This window comes from Actinoplanes sp. NPDC026619 (assembly GCF_040638295.1).
GTDB lineage: Bacteria > Actinomycetota > Actinomycetes > Mycobacteriales > Micromonosporaceae > Actinoplanes.
Genome location: NZ_JBEZYA010000014.1, coordinates 16,537 through 36,783, shown reverse-complemented (window position 1 = coordinate 36,783; position 20,247 = coordinate 16,537). Strand labels below are relative to the sequence as shown.

Genomic DNA, 20,247 nt, shown 5'->3' with positions numbered 1-20,247 from the left:
CCCGGGAGGCGCCCTTGAGCCGCCGCGCGCCGAAAGCGTCCATCGATCCGGACGCCCGTAAGAGCTGGCTGCGTCGCGCGCTGCCGCTCGTCAAAGCCCATCGCGGGCTGCTGATCACCTCGCTGGTGCTGTCCTTCGCCGGCCTCATCGTGCAGGTGCAGATCCCCAACCTGGTGCGCATCGGCATCGACAAGGCCGTCGTCGACCATGCCGGGCACCTCTCCACCTATGTGTGGGCCATCGTCGGGCTTGCCCTGCTGCAAGGCCTGATCAACTACCTGGCCCGGCTCTATCTGCTGCGTACGGCGTACGAGCTCGAGTACGACCTGCGCAACATCGTGTACTCCCACCTCGTACGCATGCCGTTCGGTTTCTATGACAAAGTGCAGTCCGGCGAGCTGATGTCGCGCTCCGGCTCGGACATCCGGGCCGTGCAGATGTACCTGTCGTTCGGGCCGTCAATCCTGGTGCAGTGCCTGATCGCGGTGGTGGCGTTCGTCCTGATGCTGTCGATCAACGTGCCGCTCGCGATCGTGGCGATGGCCACCATGCCGATCATCGGGATCCTCGGGGTCAGCATGCGCAAGGCGATCTTCCCGGTGTCCTGGCTGATCCAGGCCCGGCTCGCCCAGCTCGCCACCGTGGTCGACGAGAACATCCAGGGCGTGCGGATCGTCAAGGCGTTCGCGGCCGAGGGGCGGCAGTTGCGCACTCTCGCCGAGAGCGCCGACCGGATCCGCTGGGCCTACCGGCAGGACGCGAAGATCCGGAGCCGGTGGAACCCGATCCTCGACAATCTGCCCCGCCTCGGGCTGGCGCTGGTGCTGCTGGTCGGCGGGATCATGGTGATCGACGGGCACACCACGGTCGGCACGATCGTCGCGTTCAACTCGTACGTCCTGATGCTGCAGCCGCCGTTCCGCCTGCTCGGCATGATGATCATGATGGGTCAGCGGGCGTCGGCGTCGGCGCGCCGGATCTACGAGATCCTCGATACGCCGTCCGACGTCGTCGACGACCCCGATCCGCTCGCCCCCGAGCTGCGCGGTGAACTGGCGTTCGTCGACGTCGGGTTCGCGTACCCCAATGGGACCGTTGCCCTTGATCACCTGAACCTGACTCTGAGAGCGGGGGAGACGGTGGCCGTTGTCGGCGGCACCGGATCGGGGAAATCGACGCTGGGGCGGCTGGCCGCCCGGTTCTACGACGTGTCGTCGGGCAGCGTGACCATCGACGGGATCGACGTGCGGAAGATCCGTCTGTCGGCGCTGCGCGAGCAGGTCGGCATCGTGCCGGACGAGCCGTTCCTGTTCTCGTTGTCGATCCACGACAACATCGCCTACGGGCGGCCGGAGGCCACCCGGGACGAGGTGGTCGACGCGGCGGTCGCGGCCGGGGCCGACGAATTCATCAAGGATCTGCCGGAGGGCTACGAAAGCGTGGTGGGGGAGCGCGGATACACGCTTTCCGGTGGTCAGCGGCAGCGGATCGCAATTGCCCGCGCGCTGCTGGTCAATCCGCCGGTCCTGGTGCTCGACGACGCCACCAGCGCCATCGACGTGACGGTCGAGCAGCGGATCCACGGCTCGCTGAAGAATCGGATGCGCGGCCGGACGACGCTGATCGTGGCCCATCGCCTGTCCACGATCAGCCTCGCCGACCGGGTCGTGCTGATGGACGCCGGGCGGGTGATCGCCGACGGCACCCATGCCTCGCTGCTGGCCTCGGAACCCAGGTATGGGGCGGTTCTTGCTTCCGCGACTTCCTTCGAGCAAGAGGAAGAGGTGCCGGCATGACCGCCTGCACCGAGCGGCACCCAGCCGCGGCTGACGACGGCCTCGCAGGCGAGGGCCAGAAGGGCATGCCTAAGGAGGGCTCAGCGTGAGCATGTTCGGCGGGGGATTCGGCGCGTTCAACGCCGGGGGGCGGTCGACCATGGGGGCGGCCGGGAAGCCCGGAAACGGGCTGCCGTTCGCCGGCATTCCGTCCGATCTGGCGGCCGGCGTGGCGAAACTCGAGGCCGGCGAACCCGATCACGGCGATCCGCAGGTCGCGTTCGACCCGGTGGCCGACGGCGGCGGGCGGATCTCGCTCGGGCGGCTGCTGATCGGGCGGCCCGGGCTGCTCGTGGTCGCCGCGTTCGCCATTCTCGTCGAGACGCTGCTGCTGCAGGCCGGCCCCTACCTCGTGCAGATCGGCATCGACCACGGCATCGCCGGCCGCAACCTGCGGGTCCTCGTCGTCGCGACCATCTGTTTCGTGGCGGCGGTGCTGCTGACCGGGGTGGCCACCGCCGTGCGCATGCGCAAGACCGGCATGCTCGCCGCCTCGGCCACCCGGGACCTGCGGATCCGCATCTTCGCGCACCTGCAGCGGATGTCGCTGGACTACTACACCAAGGAGAAGGCCGGCGTCACGATGACCCGGATGACCTCCGACGTGGAGTCGCTGCAGAGCCTGCTGCAGGACGGCTTCGCCCAGTTCCTGATCCAGGGACTGACCATGGTGGTGGTCACCGGGGTGCTGTTCCACTACAACCCGGAACTGGCGATCCTGACGCTGGTCCTGGTGGTGCCGCCGCTCACGGCGGCGTCGCTGTGGTTCCGGCACGCCGCGGACCGCGGCTACAACCGGCAGCGCGACACCATCGCGGCGATGTTCGCGGATCTGGCCGAAAGCCTCAATGGCGTACGGGTGGTGACCGCGCACAACCGGCAGGAGCGCAACGTGGTCGCGCACCGGTCGGTCGTCGGGGCCTACCGGGACGCCAACGACTGGACCGGGCGGATCAACGCGATCTACGGGCCGGGCACGTCGGTGATCGGGCTGATCGCGATGGCGGTGATGCTGCTGCTCGGCGGCCGGATGGTGCTGCGGGGCACGCTGACCATCGGCGAGCTGACCGCCTTCGTCCTCTACATCAACTCGTTCTTCCAGCCGGTGCAGCAGCTCGTCCAGCTGTACACGCAGTACCAGCAGGCCAAGGCGGCGGTCGGGAAGATCCGTGGATTGCTGTCGACGCCCCCGTCCGTACGCCAATCGGCTTCTGCCCTGGAATTGCCCCCGGTGCACGGCGAGATCGTGTTCGACGACGTCAGCTTCGGTTATCTGCCCGACCGCCTGGTGTTGTCGCATCTGTCGCTGCGGATCGCGCCCGGCGAGACGGTGGCCTGCGTGGGGCCGACCGGGGCCGGCAAGTCGACGCTCGCCAAGCTGGTGACGCGCTTCTACGACCCGGTCGACGGCGCGGTGCTGATCGACGGGCATGACCTGCGGGACGTGACGCTCTCCTCGCTGCGCACCCAGATCGGGGTGGTGCCGCAGGAGCCGTTCCTCTTCGCCGGGACCCTGCGCGACAACATCGCGTTCGCCCGCCCGTCGGCGACCGACGACGAGGTGTGGGCCGCGGTCGACGCGGTCGGGCTGCGCGAACTGGTCGAACGGGCGCCGGAAGGGCTCGACACCCCGCTGCACGAGCGCGGCCAGTCGGTCTCCTCCGGGGAACGGCAGCTGCTCGCCCTGGCCCGGGCGTTCCTGGCCGAGCCGCGCGTGGTCGTGCTCGACGAGGCCACCTCCAACCTCGACCTGCGCTCCGAGCTGCGGGTGGAGGCGGCGCTGGACGTGCTGCTGGAGGGGCGGACCGCGATCCTGGTCGCGCACCGGCTCTCCACCGCCATGCGCGCCGACCGGATCATCGTGGTCGACGACCACGGCATCGCCGAGACCGGTTCGCACGAGGAGCTCGTGCTGGCCGGGGGTCGCTATGCCGCCATGTTCGAGACGTGGGCGGCAGCGTCTGGTAGGCAGGGCTGAAATGTAGCCCTTTGCCCACTTCGGAGAATCAATGCGGATTTTACCGGTTTTCGTCGTAGCTACTTTGGCCGCGACCCCCGCCGTTGCTGCGCCGGCTCGGTGGGGACCAACCGCTTCCGGGACCGGCGGCGCCGTCGCCACCGTCGACTCCACCGCCACCGCGGTCGGCCTGGACGTGCTGCGGCACGGCGGTAATGCGGTCGACGCGGCGGTGGCGGCGGCCGCCACCCTCGGTGTCACCGAGCCGTTCTCGGCCGGCATCGGCGGTGGCGGCTTCTTCGTCTACTACGACGCCAAGCAGCACCAGGTCTCCACCATCGACGGTCGCGAGGCCGGCCCGGCCACCATGACCTCCGGCTACTTCGTCGATCCGGCCGACGGGCAGCCGTACGACTTCCCGGAGGCCCGGGTCAGCGGCCTGTCCGTGGGCGTGCCCGGCACCCTCGCCACCTGGGAAGCCGCCGCCACCTCGTGGGGCACCCGGTCGCTGGCTTCGCTGCTGGAGCCGGCCGCCGAGGTGGCCGACCGCGGCTTTCCGGTCGACGACAACTTCCGCAAGCTGGTGACCGACAACGCGGACGCGTTCGGCCGGTTCGACTCGACCCGGGCGCTCTACCTGCCCGGCGGCGCCCCGCCCGCCCTCGGCTCGATCCAGCGCAACCCCGATCTGGCCGCTACCTATCGCCAGATCGCGGCGCAGGGCACTGGCGTGTTCTACCGCGGGGCGGTCGGCGCCGACCTCATCAAGGCCGTGCAGCACCCGCCGGTTTCGGCGAACCCGGTCGGGGTCTGGCCGTACCCGATCCGCCCCGGCGTCCTCACCGCGGCCGACCTGGCCGGCTACCGGGTGCGCACCCCGGCCCCGCTCCGCTCGGAGTTCCGGGGCCTGTCGGTCTACGGCATGCCCGCCCCGTCCAGTGGCGGGGTCGCGGTCCTCGAGGCGCTCAACCTTCTCGAGACGAGCCACCTGTCCGCCGCCGACCGGACGAAGGCGCTGCATTACTACCTCGAGGCGTCGGCACTGTCGTTCGCCGACCGCAACCGCTACCTCGGCGACGGCACCCCGCAGGCGGTCGTCGACAAACTGATCTCCGACTCGTGGGCCCGGCAGCGCGCCTGCCGGATCGCACCGACCACCGCCATGATCAAGCCGGCCGCGCCCGGCGACATCACCGGCCCCGGCTGCGCGACCGCGAAGGTCGGTGGCCCCACCGAGCAGGGCCAGTCGACGACCAACCTCACCGTCGCCGACCGGTGGGGCAACGTCGTCGAATACACCTTCACCATCGAGCAGACCGGCGGCAGCGCCATCGTCGTGCCCGGCCGTGGCTTCCTGCTGAACAACGAGTTGACCGACTTCAACTTCACCAACACCCAGGCCCCCGCCGCCGACCCGAACCTGCCCGGCCCGGGCAAGCGGCCACGCAGCTCGATGGCCCCCACGATCGTGTTCAAGAACGACAAGCCGTTCCTCGCGGTCGGCGCACCCGGCGGCGTCACCATCATCACCACGGTCCTGCAGATCCTGGTCAACCGCCTCATTCTCGGGATGTCCCTGCCGGCGGCCATGGCGGCGCCCCGGGCGTCCCAGCGCAACACCGACGGCATCCAGGCCGAACCGGGCTTTCACGCCACCTACGGCCCGGCCCTGACCGCCCTGGGTCACACGTTCGGCCCCGACGTTCCCGAGCTGGGAGCGGCCACCGCCGTCGAGATCACCGGCTACGGCGGCTTCATCGCCTCCGCCGAACCCACCCGTCGCGGCGGAGGCGCCGCCGCCGTGCTGTGGCCGTCAAACTCTGGTAGGCAGGAATAGACAGCTACCTTTGCCTACTTCGGAGGATCGATGCGGATCTTGCCAGTAATAGCAGTAGCTTCACTGGCCTCCACCCTTGTTGCGGCGCCAGCCGTCGCTTCACCGGCAACAACCAACGGCCCGACGGCTTACGGATACGGCGGTGCGGTCGCGACCGTCGACCCCACCGCCACCGCCGTCGGCCTCGACGTGTTGCGTCGCGGGGGCAACGCGGTCGACGCGGCGATCGCCACGGCCGCCACCCTCGGCGTCACCGAGCCGTTCTCGGCCGGCATCGGCGGTGGCGGCTTCTTCGTCTACCACGACGCCAAGCGGCACACCGTCTCCACCATCGACGGCCGCGAGGCCGGGCCGGCCACCATGACCTCGACCTACTTCATCGACCCGGCCGACGGCCAGCCGTACGACTTCCAGGAAGCCCGGGTCAGCGGCCTCTCGGCCGGCGTGCCCGGCACCGTCGCCACTTGGGAGACCGCGTCGAAGCAGTGGGGCACGCGCCCGCTGTCCTCGCTGCTGCGCCCGGCGGCCACGGTCGCCGACCGCGGCTTCACCGTCGACGCGACCTTCCGCCAGCAGGTGGCCGACAATGCGGCCGCGTTCGGGCAGTTCGACGCGACCAGCGCTCTCTATCTGCCCGGCGGTCAGCCGCCCGCGGTCGGCTCGACCCAGCGCAATCCCGATCTGGCCGACACCTACCGGCTGATCGCCGATCGCGGTGCCGGCGCGTTCTACCGGGGCGCGGTCGCCGCCGACATCGTCCGCACCGTGCAGCACCCGCCGGTGTCCGCACACCCCATCGGCACCTGGGCCTACCCGATCCGCCCGGGCGTGCTGACCACGGCCGACCTGGCCACATACGAGGCGCCGCGGCGCGCTCCGACCCGCTCCGACTTCCGCGGCCTGTCCATCTACGGCATGTCCACGCCGTCCAGCGGCGGCACTGCGGTCTCCGAGGCGCTGAACATTCTCGAGCAGAGCGGGCTGTCCGCCGCCGACAAGACCAAGGTGCTGCACTACTACCTGGAGGCGTCGGCGCTGTCCTTCGCCGACCGGGGCCGTTACGTCGGCGCCGACACCCCGCAGCGGGTCCTCGACAAGCTCGCCTCCGACTCGTGGGCGCGCCAGCGGGCCTGCCAGATCTCGCCCTCGAAGGCGCTGACCAAGCCGGTCCCGCCGGGCGACATCAACGCGCACGGCTGCACGCCCGCTTCGGTGGGCGGCCCGACCGAGCAGGGCCAGTCGACCACCAACCTGACCGTCGCCGACAAGTGGGGCAACGTGGTGGAGTACACCTTCACCATCGAGCAGATCGGCGGCAACGCCATGGTCGTCCCCGGCCGCGGCTTCCTGCTGAACAACGAGTTGACCGACTTCAACTTCACCAACACCCAGGCCCCCGCCGCCGACCCGAACCTGCCCGGCCCGAGCAAGCGGCCGCGCAGCTCGATGAGCCCGACGATCGTGCTGAAGGACGGAAAGCCGTTCCTGGCGCTGGGCTCCCCGGGCGGCGCCACCATCATCACCACGGTCCTGCAGATCCTGGTGAACCGCCTGATCCTGGGCATGTCCCTGCCGGACGCGATGGCCGCTCCGCGAGCGTCCCAGCGCAACTCCGCCGGCATCCAGGCCGAACCGGCCTTCCACACCGCTTACGGCCCAGCGCTGGAGGCGCTGGGGCACACCTTCGGCCCCGACGTCCCCGAACTGGGCGCCGCAACCGCCATCGAGTTCACCGGCCACGGCGGCTTCATCGCCTCGGCCGAGCCAACCCGCCGCGGCACCGGCTCCGCCGGCGTCGTCCACCCCAACCGCTGACCGGCAGGCCCCGGCCGCGCACGCGGCCGGGGCACGCCGCTCAGGCGGCCAGCGTCTCGACGCCGCCTCGCCGCGCCGCAGCCGAATATATGCCGACTTGTCGATCAGTTAGCTCGTCATCGCCACGCGTTGTCCATCACCGTGGGGTCGCTCAGGTCGGCAAATGTTTCCGCGGAGCGGTGCCAATCATCTTCGGTCATCGCTCGCTCTTCGCTGGGGTCAACGCTCTCTTCCAGCTTGCGGCGCAGGTATTCGTTGCGTGACAGGCCGAGATTGGCGGCGGCCGCGTCGATGCGATCGACGGCGGCCTGGCTCAGGTCGCGAATGAGGATGTTGGCCATGTGCACCTCCGGGCGCTACCGGTGAGATCACGATATCGCTGTAGCTCTGGCGGCGCGGCGCCATTGGGCGCGAGCTGGGGCGCGAGGCAGCCCCCGACCCTGCGGCCGGGGGCTGCTTCCGTTCAGGCGGTGATGGTCCACTCCTGGCAGGTGTTTCCCAGGGAGGACCACTGGCGGACCGCGGCGCCGTCGGCGGCGCTGCAGTCGGTGGTGTCGAGGATCAGGCCGTTGTCCCGGTTAGCGATCAGGTAACCGCCGTTGATCGGGGTCAGGCTCCATTCCTGGCAGACGTTCGACAGGTTCGTCCACAGGTCGAGTGCGGTGCCGTTGGCGGCGCCGCAGTTCACCGAGTCCAGCACGGTGCCGCTGTTGACGTTGGTGATCCGGTAGTAGTTGCTGGTCGTCTTCGTGAAGGTCCACTGCTGGCAGGCGTTGCCGAGCGACGCCCACTGCTGGATCGCGGTGCCGTTGGCGGTGCCACAGTTCGCCGCGTCCAGCACCTTGCCGCTGTTCTTGTTGATCAGGCGGTAGTTCGTGCCGGCCGCCGGGAACGACACCGTGCCACCGGGGTCACCGGCCGGGGCCGTCAATGCCGTCGACAGTTTGTCCGGCGTACCCAAGTTGGGGCTTCCGTCGGAGTTCCAGGTGACCTTCTTGATCCGGGTGGTGCGGGTGCCGCCGCAGCCCTGGGCGGTGCTCTCGTTGGCGTGATAGGCCATCCACGTCTCGCTGCCGTCGGGCGAGGTGAAGAAGCTGTGGTGGCCCGGCCCGTACACGCTGTTGGCGTCGGACCGCTGGAAGAGCGGGGTGGATTTCTTGGTCCAGGCCGAGGCGGTGAGCGGGTTGCTGCCGGTCAGGGTCAGCATGCCGATCTTGTAGTCGGGGGTGTTGCACGAGCTGGCCGAGAAGGTCAGGTAGGTGACCCCGTTGTGCTGCAGCACGTACGGGCCCTCCTCGGTGTTCCCGCCGACCTTCTCCCAGTCGTACGTCGGATAGGAGATCCGGGTGCCGTAGGCCGACACGGTCCACGGGTTGCTCAGCGGGGCGATGAACAGGCTCTGCAGGTCACCGACCCACGACGAGTACAGGAAGTAGTTCGTCCCGTTGATCGTGGCGACCGCCCCGTCGATCGCCCAGCCGTTGCCGGCCTGCACGTTGAGCTGGCCCTTGTAGGTGTACGGCCCCATCGGATCGTCGCCCGAGCTCTCCAGGACGAACGACCGTTGCCCGTCGCAGCAGGCCGCGGTGCCGGCCGAGTAGTAGAGGTACCACCGGGTTCCGTTGGGGCCAGTCAGCCGGTGCATCGACGGCGCCCAGACGTTGCAGCAGTTGGTCGAGTCGGTGCCGGTGTAGACGACCGACTCGGAGGCGCCGGGCAGCGCCGCGACCGACGTGGCCCGCTTGACGACGATCTGCGAGTTCCAGGTGGTGGCGGCCACATAGTAGTAGCCGTTGTAGTAACCCATCCACGGGTCGGCGCCGTACGGCGCGGGCGCGACCGGGTTGGTGAAGGACACGGCCGCGTCGCTGGTGCCGGGGCGCAGGAGAACGGCCGTGGCGGCGACGACGAACAGGAGGACGGCGAGGAGCTTCTTCATCGTCACGCTCCTCAGTAGACGTACGGCCAGGCGGACGAGTCCCAGCCGAGCAAGTTGATGCCGAGCTGGGGCGCGCCGGTGTTGGTGTAGTAGTGGTAGACCAGCACGTCCTGCGATCCGTCGGTGATCACGGCCGGGTGCCCCGGACCGTGGATCGAGTCGTGCGCGGCCAGGATCTCCGTGCCGCCGCCCGCCGTCGTCGCGACGCCGGCCCGGTCGGCGTACGGCCCGGTGATCGTCTTCGACCGGGCCACCATCGTGCGGTAGGTGCTGGACGCGCCCTGGCAGCAGAAGTCGAACGACATGAACAGGTAGTAGTAGCCGCCGTGGTAGTAGACGAACGGCGCCTCGACCGACTTGGAGTTCACGAACCGCTCGGCGATGTTGTACATCGCGCTGTCGGCCCGCTTCCCGCTGCTCGGGTCGAGCTTGACCATCTTGATGCCGCTCCAGAAGGAGCCGAAGGTCAGCCACCACTCACCGGACGGGGTGACGGTCAGGTTCGGGTCGATCGCGTTCCAGCCGCTCGAGGTGGTGGACTCGATGATCTTGCCGTAGTTGCTCCACGTGCCGGCCGCGCCGGTCGTCGACCCGGCCAGGAAGATCGCCGACTTGCTGGAGCCGAACGAGGAGGCCGCGTAGTACATCAGGTACTTGCCGCCGTGGTACGAGATGTCCGGCGCCCACAGGTCGGCGCTGCCGTTGGTGTACGGGGTGGCCCACGACGTACCGCTGGGGAAGGCCTTTCCGGCATCGGCGAAAGCCGTCCGGTCGGCCGAGGTCTTGAGCGTGATGCCGGCGCCGGTGGTGGCGAGGAGGTAACCACCGGTGGGCCGCTTGACGAGGGTGGGGTCGTGGGCCCCGATCGAGCCGGTGACCACCCCGGGGTTGGGGTAGGTCGCGGCGTCGGCCGAGGTGATGCCGTAGACACCGGCCGCCACCGCCACGAGGGCGGTGACACCGGCCAGCACGGTCTTGCGCAGGGATCGCATGGTGGGGGATGCCTTCCGAGTCGGGGACTACTCGAGGAAGCAGTGGCCGAAAGCGGCGCAAAGGTTGCTTCACTTCGTAGACACTCTTCGAGTCGGAAGACAACAAAAATCAGGTCAGGCGGTCAGCGCGATCGTCAATGCGCCGGCGCCGACCATCACGCCGGCCCACAGTTTGTCCATGTTGAACCAGGTCTTGCGCAGGATGTTGACACCGACGAACTCGTAGACGGCGACCGCGCACACGGCCATCACGGTGAACATGGCGAGGGTGTGCACGCCGGCCGCTGCCAGGCCGCCCAGCGCCGACGCCGGGCTGCCGGTCAGGCCGTGGTGCATGGCCGGCATCGACTCGGTCGCCAGGACCGGCAGCAGCATCAAGCCGGCGCCGTGCGCCGACGACATCAGAAACGACCAACCCGCCAGTTGTACGGAGTTCAGCCGCATCCCTGCCCAGCGGAAGTGCCGTTCGGAGAGCAGCCGCCACAGGCCGAAGCCGACCAGCAGCGCGCCGCCCACGATCCCGACGATGTTCGCCGCGACCACCGACTGGGTGGCGCTGACCACCGCCGCCACGATCGCCACCGAGGCCAGGTGGCCGGCGGCGATCGGCGGCAGCGAGGTCAGCAGCACCTTTCGGGACTTTTCCTGCATGCCCCGGGCCACCGCGAACAGCCAGCCCATGGCCGGGTTGAGGCCGTGGAAGGCGCCGAGAGCGATCAAAGCCGCGTAGGAACCCCAGGTCACGGGAAGCAGTACGAGTCGGAGCTGGCGTCGCCGCCCTGCAGCCGGGTCTGATGCACGCGCAGGCCGCGGAACTCACTCCCGTGCGGGAAGAACCGCTCGTCCAGCGAGAAGTCGTCGCTGACGTCGACCTTCGCCATCCAGGCGCCGACGCCGTCCGGGTAGAACTGGTCGTCCCAGGAGCCGTAGAGCGAGTTGGTCACGTAGACCCGCTTGCCGTCGCGGGACACCTCGACCATCTGCGGCCCGCCGGCCAGGCGCTCGTCCGGAGCGGACGGGTGGGCCGTGCGCCGGACGATGCCACCCAGGTGGATCGAGCCGGCCCGGACCGGGTTGAACGGGTCCGACACGTCGTAGCGGATCAGCTCGCCGGTGCCCCAGCAGGAGACGTAGAGGTATTTGTCGTCCACCGAGAGGTCGATGTCGGTGACCAGCGGCGGCACCGCGCCGAACGGCTTCAGGGCCGGCGGCAGGTCGTCCTCGGCAGCCGGCTCGGCCGGGATGTCGATGATCTTGCGGACGGCGAACTCGCCCTCGGCCTTGTGCCACATCCAGATCGAGGCGGACAGGTCCTCGACGCTGATCACGACACCCAGGAAGCCGTACTCCTTGGTCGGGTCGTGGGCCGGGCGCAGCTCGAGCGGCATCTGGTATTGGTCGCCGAGGTCGACCGACTGCACCAGGGTGCGCTTCGCGAGGTCCCAGAAATGGATCCGATGCCCGTACTTGCGTCCCAGCAGGAGTGCGGGGTCGATCCCGTTCTCGATCATCTCGGGGGTGCCCCACTCCGAGCTGACCAGCACGTCGCGGGTGAGGTGCCACCAGAAGTCGTACGCCAGGAATTGGTCTCCTCGATCGGCTTCCCACTGGCCGCGCACCTCGAACGTGGTGTGGTCGAGCACCGCGATGCCGCCCGGCCCGCCGCCCCCGTCGCCCGCGCCCAGCGCCGAGACGTAGATGCCGTCCGGTCCGCAGTGGATCGTGTGCGGGCGTGAATAGTTCGCCTTCGCGGCCAGCTCGGCCGCCGGGATCTCCTTGACCAGCTGCGGCGAGCGCGGGTCGGCCTTGGTGTCGAGCACGTAGATGCGCGACGAGCGCAGGCCCGGCACGATCAGGTAGCGGCGCTCGACGTGCGGGTGCGGCGCGGTCGGGCAGAGCGCGCTGCTGCACGCGTTCCACCCGAAGTGGTGCAGCTCGTCACCGGTGTGCGGCAGGTCGGTCCAGCCCACCACCCGGCCGTAGGACTCGGACTCCGGGTCGGTGTCGACGACCGCGATGGCGTCCGGTTTCTCGGCGGCGCGATCGAACGCGGCCACATAGGCCAGCTGCTCGGCGGGCGCGCCCGCGGCAGCCGACGGCGACGGATAGAACGTGGGGTCCGGGGTCCACCTGGTCATGGCAGACATCCTGCTCCGGCCAGGGCGCTTGTGGCCAGAGTCACAACTGTCAACGACTTGTCAACGCGGGTCCATGGGCAGGCGAACCAGGACGGTGGTACCGGGGCCGTCATGGTCGACCAGCTCGATGCTGCCGTGATGGCGGGAGACCACCGCCCGGCTCAGCGTCATGCCCAGGCCGGTGCCGGGGATCGTCTTGTCGTTGCCCCGGCTGGTGCGGTAGAGCCCGGTGAACATCTTCTCCCGCTCCTCGGTGGTCACCCCCAGGCCGGTGTCGGAGATGGCGAGTTCGGCGGCACGCCCGTCGGCCCGCAACGTCACCCCTACGTGGCCACCGTCCGGGCTGTACTTGACCGCGTTGCCGAGCAGGTTGTCGACGACCTGCCGCAGCCGCTTGCGATCGCCGGGCAGCACCAGGTCGACCGGCAGCTCGTCCTCGATGACCAGCGGCGCGCCGTCGATCGCGGCCCGCGCCTTGGTCACCGAGTCGCGCACCACCTCGGCCAGGTCCATCGGCATCAGCTGCACGTCGGCGTGGCCGGCGTCCAGCGCGGACAGCTCCATCAGCTCGGTGATGATGTGGCGCAGCTGGTTGGTGTTGCGGTCGATCACCTCGAGCAGCCGCGGCCCCTCGGTGACCAGGGTGTGCTCGTCGGCCTCGCGCAGCAGCTCGGTGTAGGCGCTGATCGAGGTGAGCGGGGTGCGCAGCTCGTGCCCGATCAGCGCGAGATATTCGTTCTTCGACCGGTCCAGCTGCCGTTGCAGGTCCTCGATGCGGCGGCGCTCGACGAACTGGCCGATGTGCGCGGCGATCCCGGACATCAGCGCGAGCAGCTCGTCCTCCGAGTCCTCGACCGTGTCGGCAAAGACGGTCAGCACCCCCAAGGTCTCAAAACCTTCCTTGACCGGTACGCCGAGGGCGGCGTGCAGCCTCGACGACTGGGCGGTCTCCTCGGCGATCAGGCTCTGCGGTTGTCCCACGTCCCGGATCCACAGCGGCTTGCCCACCTGCCAGACCCGGCCGGCCAGCCCGGTCCCGTACGGCAGATCGACCGGCACCTCGATCTCCGAGTCCCAGCCCGGCGCGCTCCAGTGCGCGGCCGAGCGCACCACCGCGGCGGCCTGGTCGACCAGCCACAGCTCGGCGTGCGCCCAGCCGAGGGTGTCGACCACCGCCCCGAGCACCCGCGGCCCGGCCGCCTCGATGCTGGGCGCCTCGGCCAGCGCCGCGGTGACGGCGAGCTCGCAGGTCCGGAACCGCTCGACCCGGCGGCGGCGGGTGACATCCTGCACCGCCTGCACCGCGCCGACCGTGTGCCCGTCCGGCCCGGTGATCGGGTGCGCGTCGATCAGGTAGTGGTGGATGCGGCGGTCCGGGCTGTGCAGGAGGACTTCCTCGTCGCGCAGGTGCTCGCCGCGCAGCGCCCGGAACAGCCCCAGGTCGTCCTGACCCAGCGGCCTGCCGTCGGCGTCGGTGAACCCGTCCGACGGGATGGCGGTGGGGGACAGGCCCGCTTCCGCCCACATGTGCCGCATCCGCTCGTTCACGAACACGACGTTGCCGTCGGCGTCGCAGGCGGTGACGCCGTCGTGCAGGCTGCCCAGCACCGCGTCGAGGAACCGGCGCTGCTGGTCGATCTCGTGCCGGGCCATCTGCTCGGTGATCAGCAGGGTGCACACCTGGGCGGCCTCGGCGACCGCGGCGACCTCGTCGGCGGTCCACTCGCGCGGCTCCGGGTCGCAGGCGCAGCACACGCCGAGCACGGCGCCGTGCTGATCGCGTACCGAATGGCCGAGATAACCACCGCGCCGCGCGGCGCCCAGGGTGAGCCCCCGCTCGTCGGCGTTCAGGTCGGTGATCACGATCGGGTCGTCGCTGTTGAGCACGAGCCCGGCCAGGGAATCCTCGATGGGCGTGTCGGCGACCTCGTCCCACGAGCCGGACAGCCCCCAGCCGCCGTAGAGACGCAGGCGACCGCCCTGGGCGAAGTGGATCAGCCCGACCGGCGCGTGCGCGGCCCGCGCCACCAGCGCCGCCAGTTGATCGGCGGCGCCGCTGGTCAGCACCCCGCGGTGCAGCTCGGCCGGGGCGGCCGCGAGCACGCCGGGCCGCCAACCGGTTGCCCGAGGGGGCCTGAAGGCCCGTCCAGCGTCCAGGCCGGGATCTTCTACCACCATGCCGACCTCCGGCTTTCAGCCTAAAGGTGGCAATTCAGGCGCGGCGCTGGAATCGCAGATCCGCGATGGGTCTCCCGGCTGCGTTGCCCCGGCGCTCGAACTTCGTCTCCGGCCGGCCCGCTCGGCCGTCGCCCTCCTCGACCAGGCCCGGGTCGGCGGCGAGGACCTCGGCCATCGCCTCGGCGTAGTGCGGCCAGTCGGTGGCGCAATGCAGCAGGCCGCCCGGGCGCAGGCGCTCCCGCAGCAGGGCGACATTCGCCGGGCGGACCAGGCGGCGTTTGTGATGCCGGGCCTTCGGCCACGGATCAGGGAAGAAGATGTGTACGGCGTCGAGCGCGCCGGGCGCGATCCGCTGGACCAGTTCCATCGCGTCGCCGTGCCCCACCCGTACGTTATGCAGGCCCTGCTCACCGACCAGCGCGAGCAGATTTCCGATGCCCGGGGTGTGCACCTCGACGCCCAGATAATCGCGGCCGGGATCGGCCGCCGCCATCGCGGCCGTGGTCTCACCCATCCCGAAACCGATCTCCAGCACCACCGGCGCCGTCCGCCCGAAGAGCGCCCCGAGGTCGATCGGCGTGCGGTCGCCGTCGGCCACGGCCAGGCCGAACCGCGGCCACAGCTCGGCGTGCGCGTCGTGGTGCCGGGCGCTCATCCGCCCCCGGCGGGGGTGGAAGGAGCGAATCGGCCGGTGCTCAGCGGTCTCCGTCATAGCACCGCCAACGATAGCTAGGCCGAGACGTCGATCCGGCGCGGGCCGCTCCGGGCCAGGTAGGACAGGGCCTTGTCCAGGTACGGGCCGATCGGGCTGGGTGCGCTCGCCCGCTGGTAGCGGTGGTGCAGGTCCTTGAGGTAGACCGCGGTGACCGGCTGCCCGGGCGCCAGGTGGCCGCTGGCCCGCTCGGCGGCCAGGGCGGTCGCGAAGCTGGTCGGCTTGTCCTTCTCCGGGTCGAAGTTCGGGCCCACCCGCTGACCGGTGACCTGGAAGATCAGCTCCCGGTCGGGGGCGGTCAGGGCCTCGAAGTCGGTGTGCCGGTTCTTGTCCACCGGCGTCCGCCGGGACGGCGCCGCGATGGGCGTGTAAAGGGTGCGAGCAGTTCCCAGGCCGGAGACGGTCATGTGCGGATCCCCAAATGTGTATGCGGGATGGCAACCTCGTTGCCACCGGTCTGTACCTCTGTTCGGCAGCTCGCGGGTTACCGCTTAGCGGCTAGCACGCTCGGCTGCGAGCCTTCCCGGAACGCGACCCGCGACCCGTCGGCCAGGCCCACCCGCAGCACCCAGGAGCGGCCCCGGTACTGCCCGGTGACCAGGGCGTGCGTGCTGTCGGTGTAGGCGAGCTCGCGGTCACCGGCGCCGCCGACCGTGCGCTTGGCCCGGGTGGCCGGGTCGTACTCGACCACGTGCACCGGCTCGTTGTCGGCGGCCGTCTCGCCCTCCTGGTAGGCGGTCCAGGCCAGGCGCTGCCCGTCCGACCGCCACTCCGGCACCACCGCGAAGCCCCGGTTCTGCAGGCTGCCCCCGCCGTACGCGGCCACCGTCTGCTCGCCGCCGGTCGCCACCGTGCCCACGCTCAGGCAGGCGTCGTAGACCGACTCGCAGTCGCCGCCGCGGAAGGCGATCTTCGTGCCGTCCGGCGACCAGGCCACCGTGTCGTCGGTGCGCAGCCGCTCGGTCAGCGTTGCGGTCTGCCGCCCGGCCGGCAGGGCCGGCTCGTCGGGAAGCTCCTCGGTGCGGCAGTCGCCGGGGAACAGCACCTCCGGCTGGGCGTTCGCGGCCGGCGAGATCCGGAAGACGCCCGGCCCGCCGGTGCAGGACAGCGAGGCGAAGGCGATCCACTTGCCGTCCGGCGACCAGGACGGCCCGGCGGCGGCGCGGGTGGTGAGCCGGCGGGCGACGCCGCCGTCGGCTCGCATGACCCAGAGCTGACCACCCTTGAGGTACGCGATCTGGCGGCCGTCGGGCGACCAGCGCGGGCGGGAGCGCCCGCCGCCGGTGGTCAGCCGCGCCTCCCCGCCGCCCTTGCTGACGTAGATGTCGCCGTTCCGGACGTACGCCACCGAGCTGCTGCTGCTCGTTGCCGCCGCGGCGGCATGCGGGGCCACCAGGCTGCCCAGAACCGTGGCCACGATTGCGGTGATCTTCTTCATGCCCTGCATAACGGACCGCCCCCCGACGCGTCTCGCCCTGCCGTGTACACCTCGCAGATCGTCCGCAACCGTTTCGCTACTGAGTGATTTCCGGCTTATTTGTGAAGCCGAGCTGACGGGCGCTCTCGTGCTGGTGGGCGAGCAGGCGCAGAGCGCTGAACAGGGCCTCGCCGAAGATCGTGCCGAGCACCACGAGCTCCATCCGGGAGGCCGGGTCGGGCCGGGCGAGAACCGCGCCCACCTCGGCGGCCGCGACCGATTCGGCGGAGTCGGCATAGCGGTCGAGGTTGTCGAACAGTTCGGTCACGCCGAGCAGACCACCGGCCGCGAGAGCGTCGGTCACCAGGTCGATCTCCGGGGACTCGGGGTGGATGAGCCAGCTGTGCTCGACGATCAGGGCCAGCACCCGCTTGCGGGCGGCTTGCCAGTCGGGCGTCTCCCGGTCGGGCCGGTGCCGCGGGGCGATCGCCGACTGCGCCGCGCCGAGCAGTTCGAGCGGATCGTCGGCATGCGCGGCGAGGGCCGCGACCACGTCGCGCGCGCCGGCGACCGAGACGCCGCCGACGTCGATCAGCGCCCGGACGAGCAGCAGCCGCCGCAGGTGCCCATCGCCGTAATCGGCCTGGTTGGCGGCCGTCGCGGCGCCGGGCGGCAGCAGCCCCTCCCGCAGGTAGTACTTGATCGTCGGGATCGGCACCCCGCTCCGCTTGCTCAGTTCTCCCACACGCACCTTGCGATCATCCCCTCTCGAGTGGATAGTGTAACTATCGAAAGCGGATAGTTTTACTATCCAAAATATCGGAGGCAATGATGGCGAAGGTCGTTCCCGGCTACATGACCGCCGAGATCGAGGGGGACTTCGTGGTCTTCCTGATCGGCATGCGCATCAACAAGTGGTGGAAGCTGCACAAATGGCTGCCGGTCGCGGCGGCGATGGGCCCGATGCTCCGCGAGCTGATCCGCCGCAAGGAGCTGGGCCTGCTGCATTTCACGACGTGGGTGGGCCCGCGCGGCCCGCTGATCGTGCAGTACTGGCGGAGCGCCGAGCACCTGGAGGACTTCGCGAAGGACGCCCGCCTGCCGCACCGCCCGGCGTGGAAGCGCTGGAACAAGACGGTCGGCGACAGTGGCGACGTCGGCGTCTGGCACGAGACCTACGTCGTGCACGACGGCACGTTCGAGGTCCTCTACGGCAACATGCCGCCCTTCGGCCTGGCCGAGGCCGGCCGCGCGGTGCCGCTCACCCGAGAAACCCGGAGCGCCGCGGGCCGCCGCGCCACGAATGCCGGCACCGCCGCTTGAGCCGGCCGCGCCGCCTGGGCCGCGCCGCCTGGGCCGCGCCGCCTGGGCCGCGCCGCCTGGGCCGCGTCGGCTCGGCCGCGTCGGCTCGGCCGCGCTGGATGAGGGCGCGTGGCCGCCGCCGCCCGGGCGGCGGCGGCGGCCACGAGGGGCTGGTCAGGCGACGGTCGTCGACCACATGGCGGTGAAGGCCGCGGCCTCGCCGGCCAGCCAGCTCTCGATGTCGGCCGGTTTCGCGGCCGGGTCGATGCGGTGGGTGACGCCGCGGCGCAGGTCGACCAGGACCGGCTCGGCGTTGGGCAGGATCTGATCCATGTGCCGGGCCATCAGGTGCAGGGTTGCGGTGATCGCCTCGGGAGTCGGCGGCGCCTCGTCGAAGTGCAGCCGAACCGCCTCACGCTTGCCTGCTTTCGGCGACTCCGACTCGTACCTCAATCCGAAGTGGGGGTTGATCTTCACGGCGAGTGGGCCGACCGAGGCGAGCGCGTCCCGCGTCTGCGCGAGCCCGACCTGCTCCGGATCGCCGAGCGAGGCGAGGTAGACGAGCGCCCCGGTGCTGACCGCGTCGTAGAGCGGCTTCCAGCGGTCCTTCACCAGATCGGTGACGCCGGAGAGATAACTGCCCCCGGTGCGGAACGCGATGTCGGCCTTGAGCGCCTTGACCAACTGACCGTGCGGGTTGAAGCCCGACCGGCGCTCCCGGGCCTTGCGCAGACCACCCACGAAGGTCGCCTTGGCCGGTCCGGTGCGGGTCACGTAGCGGGTGAAGCCGAGCATCGTCGCATACGGCGGAATGGCCGGGGTGGTAACGGGCACAGTGGACAAAACAGGCGCGGTCACGTTGATCTCCTCGCAGCTCACGGCCCCTTTTAGTACACACATTCTAATCGACGGGTACGACATTCCCAACCGCTGTCCACTGCCGACCTGTCCAGCCCGCCCGAACCCTGCGGGTGCGGATGTCACGGTCTTCGCCCTCTGCGAGACGCACGTGGGCAAGGTCCAGCGACCCGGCGCGGCCTACGCCGGGTCCCTGCGACGCAAGGTGGACTGACCGCTCTCGATCTCGAGAACGATTCGATCGGCGGGATTGTGGCCTGGTACTCGACGATCCACGTGCCGGACGAGGAGCTCGGCACGGCGTTCGCGCAGTTCCGCCGGGTGCTGCGGCCGGGCGCTCCGGTGCTGCTCGGGTTCCGTGCGGGCGAGGGGTCCAAGCTCAAGACCGAGGGCTACGGCGGGCACCCCATGAAGATCTATGTCCACCGCCGTACGCCCCGCGCAGGTCGGCGCGCGTCTCGAGCAGGCGGGCTTCGCCGTGGAGGCCCGCACGCTCCTGCTCGACGACAGCCACCCCGGCGGCATCGTCATAGCCCGCCGCCCAACCGTATGACCGCCGGGGAATCGGGGCGCACGTGAGCAACACGGCGGGTCAGAGTTGAACTGCTCTGATCGCGAGGCCTAGCTCAGCGCCTGGCGGAGGATGGGCTCGAAGTCGGCGGGAGCCGACAGCATCGGGTAGTGGTCACCGTCCGGCACCTCGATGAGATTCGCCTCCGGTGCCTGCTCGGCCAGGCGGCGGGCCCACAGCCGGGTGCTGGCGAGGTCGCGCCCGCCGATGACCACGTCCACCGGCACGGTGAGCTCGGCGAAGCGTGCCTTCACCGGTGGGTCGAGCTCGGCGCCGAGCGACTCCGGCAACTCGATCCAGTGCGAGTTCGCCAGCTGGAGCCCCACCATTTTGCGCCGCTCGTCCGGACCGAGGGCCGCACCCCACGTGCCGATATCCGCCTCGGCGTACGCGCCGAGCCCTCGATCAGCGAGCAGCCGCCCGAGCCGCGTGTAGTGCTCGCCCATCTCCTTGCGGGCTGCCGACTCGTCCGGCGTGGGATCCGGAAACTCCCCGAACGTGGCGCCCACCGCCACCACCCGGGCCACCCGGTCCGGAAACGCGCAGGCAAAAGCCAGTGCGCGCCGTCAATCGGCCGCGCCCCCGTGCAGCAGCACGACGTCGGGGCCTTCGCCGCAAGTGCGGCTGTACAGATAACCGTCCGGGACCTCAACAAATCGTTCGATCACAGCGACCTCCCCGTCACGATCTCGAGGA

At 70.2% G+C, this 20,247-nt stretch carries 18 protein-coding genes; 6 read left to right on the top strand and 12 right to left on the bottom strand.

Annotation, left to right across the window (positions count from 1 at the left end; all coding sequences use genetic code 11):
• The first annotated feature begins 14 nt into the window (after positions 1–14).
• The 4 genes from AB0E90_RS27855 (at position 15) to ggt (AB0E90_RS27840) (ending at position 7,444) form a co-directional block, all read left to right on the top strand.
• On the top strand, positions 15–1,796 hold the full coding sequence (locus tag AB0E90_RS27855) for an ABC transporter ATP-binding protein (RefSeq protein WP_360411831.1): 1,782 nt from the start codon (positions 15–17) through the stop codon (positions 1,794–1,796).
• Positions 1,797–1,887: 91 nt separating this feature from the next.
• Positions 1,888–3,813, top strand: coding sequence for an ABC transporter ATP-binding protein (locus tag AB0E90_RS27850; protein ID WP_360412540.1), 1,926 nt, complete (start codon positions 1,888–1,890; stop codon positions 3,811–3,813).
• A 31-nt stretch (positions 3,814–3,844) separates the two neighbouring features.
• Positions 3,845–5,629, top strand: coding sequence for a gamma-glutamyltransferase (gene ggt / locus AB0E90_RS27845; protein ID WP_360411828.1), 1,785 nt, complete (start codon positions 3,845–3,847; stop codon positions 5,627–5,629).
• A 30-nt stretch (positions 5,630–5,659) separates the two neighbouring features.
• Positions 5,660–7,444, top strand: coding sequence for a gamma-glutamyltransferase (gene ggt, locus AB0E90_RS27840; protein WP_360411825.1), 1,785 nt, complete (start codon positions 5,660–5,662; stop codon positions 7,442–7,444).
• A gap of 116 nt (positions 7,445–7,560) precedes the next feature.
• On the opposite strand, the gene AB0E90_RS27835 is transcribed toward ggt (AB0E90_RS27840), so the two are convergent.
• The 10 genes from AB0E90_RS27835 to AB0E90_RS27790 all read right to left on the bottom strand — a co-directional run bounded on the left by AB0E90_RS27835 (position 7,561) and on the right by AB0E90_RS27790 (position 17,571).
• On the bottom strand, positions 7,561–7,785 hold the full coding sequence (locus AB0E90_RS27835) for a hypothetical protein (RefSeq protein ID WP_360411822.1): 225 nt from the start codon (positions 7,783–7,785) through the stop codon (positions 7,561–7,563).
• 122 nt (positions 7,786–7,907) lie between these two features.
• On the bottom strand, positions 7,908–9,383 hold the full coding sequence (locus AB0E90_RS27830) for a family 43 glycosylhydrolase (protein WP_360411819.1): 1,476 nt from the start codon (positions 9,381–9,383) through the stop codon (positions 7,908–7,910).
• Positions 9,384–9,394: 11 nt separating this feature from the next.
• Positions 9,395–10,375 carry an arabinan endo-1,5-alpha-L-arabinosidase gene (locus tag AB0E90_RS27825; protein ID WP_360411816.1) on the bottom strand — a complete coding sequence of 327 codons (981 nt, stop codon included), beginning with the start codon at positions 10,373–10,375 and terminating at the stop codon, positions 9,395–9,397.
• A 114-nt stretch (positions 10,376–10,489) separates the two neighbouring features.
• Positions 10,490–11,119 (bottom strand): hypothetical protein, encoded by a 630-nt coding sequence (locus tag AB0E90_RS27820; RefSeq protein ID WP_360411813.1) that lies wholly within the window; start codon positions 11,117–11,119, stop codon positions 10,490–10,492.
• The gene (locus tag AB0E90_RS27815; protein ID WP_360411810.1) at positions 11,116–12,513 is read right to left on the bottom strand and encodes a selenium-binding protein SBP56-related protein; all 1,398 of its coding nucleotides are present in this window, start codon (positions 12,511–12,513) and stop codon (positions 11,116–11,118) included. The genes AB0E90_RS27820 and AB0E90_RS27815 overlap by 4 nt, the downstream gene beginning before the upstream one ends.
• Positions 12,514–12,573: 60 nt before the next feature.
• Positions 12,574–14,616, bottom strand: coding sequence for an ATP-binding protein (locus AB0E90_RS27810; protein ID WP_360411807.1), 2,043 nt, complete (start codon positions 14,614–14,616; stop codon positions 12,574–12,576).
• Positions 14,617–14,725: 109 nt separating this feature from the next.
• On the bottom strand, positions 14,726–15,403 hold the full coding sequence (trmB, locus tag AB0E90_RS27805) for a tRNA (guanosine(46)-N7)-methyltransferase TrmB (RefSeq protein WP_360411804.1): 678 nt from the start codon (positions 15,401–15,403) through the stop codon (positions 14,726–14,728).
• A 17-nt stretch (positions 15,404–15,420) separates the two neighbouring features.
• Positions 15,421–15,810, bottom strand: a complete 390-nt coding sequence (locus tag AB0E90_RS27800) for a hypothetical protein (RefSeq protein ID WP_360411801.1) — start codon at positions 15,808–15,810, stop codon at positions 15,421–15,423.
• A gap of 77 nt (positions 15,811–15,887) precedes the next feature.
• Entirely contained in the window at positions 15,888–16,841 is a 954-nt protein-coding gene (locus AB0E90_RS27795) for a hypothetical protein (RefSeq protein ID WP_360411798.1), read from the bottom strand.
• 76 nt (positions 16,842–16,917) lie between these two features.
• Entirely contained in the window at positions 16,918–17,571 is a 654-nt protein-coding gene (locus AB0E90_RS27790; protein ID WP_360411795.1) for a MerR family transcriptional regulator, read from the bottom strand.
• 77 nt (positions 17,572–17,648) lie between these two features.
• Between AB0E90_RS27790 and AB0E90_RS27785 the strand changes: the two genes are divergently transcribed.
• Entirely contained in the window at positions 17,649–18,143 is a 495-nt protein-coding gene (locus AB0E90_RS27785; protein WP_360411792.1) for a DUF4188 domain-containing protein, read from the top strand.
• A 153-nt stretch (positions 18,144–18,296) separates the two neighbouring features.
• On the opposite strand, the gene AB0E90_RS27780 is transcribed toward AB0E90_RS27785, so the two are convergent.
• On the bottom strand, positions 18,297–18,956 hold the full coding sequence (locus tag AB0E90_RS27780) for a hypothetical protein (protein ID WP_360412537.1): 660 nt from the start codon (positions 18,954–18,956) through the stop codon (positions 18,297–18,299).
• A 442-nt stretch (positions 18,957–19,398) separates the two neighbouring features.
• On the opposite strand from AB0E90_RS27780, the gene AB0E90_RS27775 reads away from it, so the two are divergent.
• On the top strand, positions 19,399–19,533 hold the full coding sequence (locus AB0E90_RS27775; protein WP_360411789.1) for a hypothetical protein: 135 nt from the start codon (positions 19,399–19,401) through the stop codon (positions 19,531–19,533).
• Between the two features lie 68 nt (positions 19,534–19,601).
• Here the strand turns inward: AB0E90_RS27775 and AB0E90_RS27770 are convergent, their stop codons facing one another.
• On the bottom strand, positions 19,602–20,108 hold the full coding sequence (locus tag AB0E90_RS27770) for an alpha/beta fold hydrolase (RefSeq protein WP_360412534.1): 507 nt from the start codon (positions 20,106–20,108) through the stop codon (positions 19,602–19,604).
• Positions 20,109–20,247 lie beyond the last annotated feature (139 nt).

Excerpts from the sequence above, each read along its gene's own strand:
- AB0E90_RS27850 (WP_360412540.1), top strand. The coding sequence starts at position 1,888 with ATGTTCGGCGGGGGATTCGGCGCGTTCAACGCCGGGGGGCGGTCGACC.
- ggt (WP_360411828.1), top strand. The coding sequence starts at position 3,845 with ATGCGGATTTTACCGGTTTTCGTCGTAGCTACTTTGGCCGCGACCCCC.
- ggt (WP_360411825.1), top strand. The coding sequence starts at position 5,660 with ATGCGGATCTTGCCAGTAATAGCAGTAGCTTCACTGGCCTCCACCCTT.
- AB0E90_RS27835 (WP_360411822.1), bottom strand. The coding sequence starts at position 7,785 with ATGGCCAACATCCTCATTCGCGACCTGAGCCAGGCCGCCGTCGATCGC.
- AB0E90_RS27830 (WP_360411819.1), bottom strand. The coding sequence starts at position 9,383 with ATGAAGAAGCTCCTCGCCGTCCTCCTGTTCGTCGTCGCCGCCACGGCC.
- AB0E90_RS27825 (WP_360411816.1), bottom strand. The coding sequence starts at position 10,375 with ATGCGATCCCTGCGCAAGACCGTGCTGGCCGGTGTCACCGCCCTCGTG.
- AB0E90_RS27815 (WP_360411810.1), bottom strand. The coding sequence starts at position 12,513 with ATGACCAGGTGGACCCCGGACCCCACGTTCTATCCGTCGCCGTCGGCT.
- trmB (WP_360411804.1), bottom strand. The coding sequence starts at position 15,403 with ATGACGGAGACCGCTGAGCACCGGCCGATTCGCTCCTTCCACCCCCGC.
- AB0E90_RS27800 (WP_360411801.1), bottom strand. The coding sequence starts at position 15,810 with ATGACCGTCTCCGGCCTGGGAACTGCTCGCACCCTTTACACGCCCATC.
- AB0E90_RS27795 (WP_360411798.1), bottom strand. The coding sequence starts at position 16,841 with ATGAAGAAGATCACCGCAATCGTGGCCACGGTTCTGGGCAGCCTGGTG.
- AB0E90_RS27785 (WP_360411792.1), top strand. The coding sequence starts at position 17,649 with ATGATGGCGAAGGTCGTTCCCGGCTACATGACCGCCGAGATCGAGGGG.
- AB0E90_RS27775 (WP_360411789.1), top strand. The coding sequence starts at position 19,399 with ATGTCCACCGCCGTACGCCCCGCGCAGGTCGGCGCGCGTCTCGAGCAG.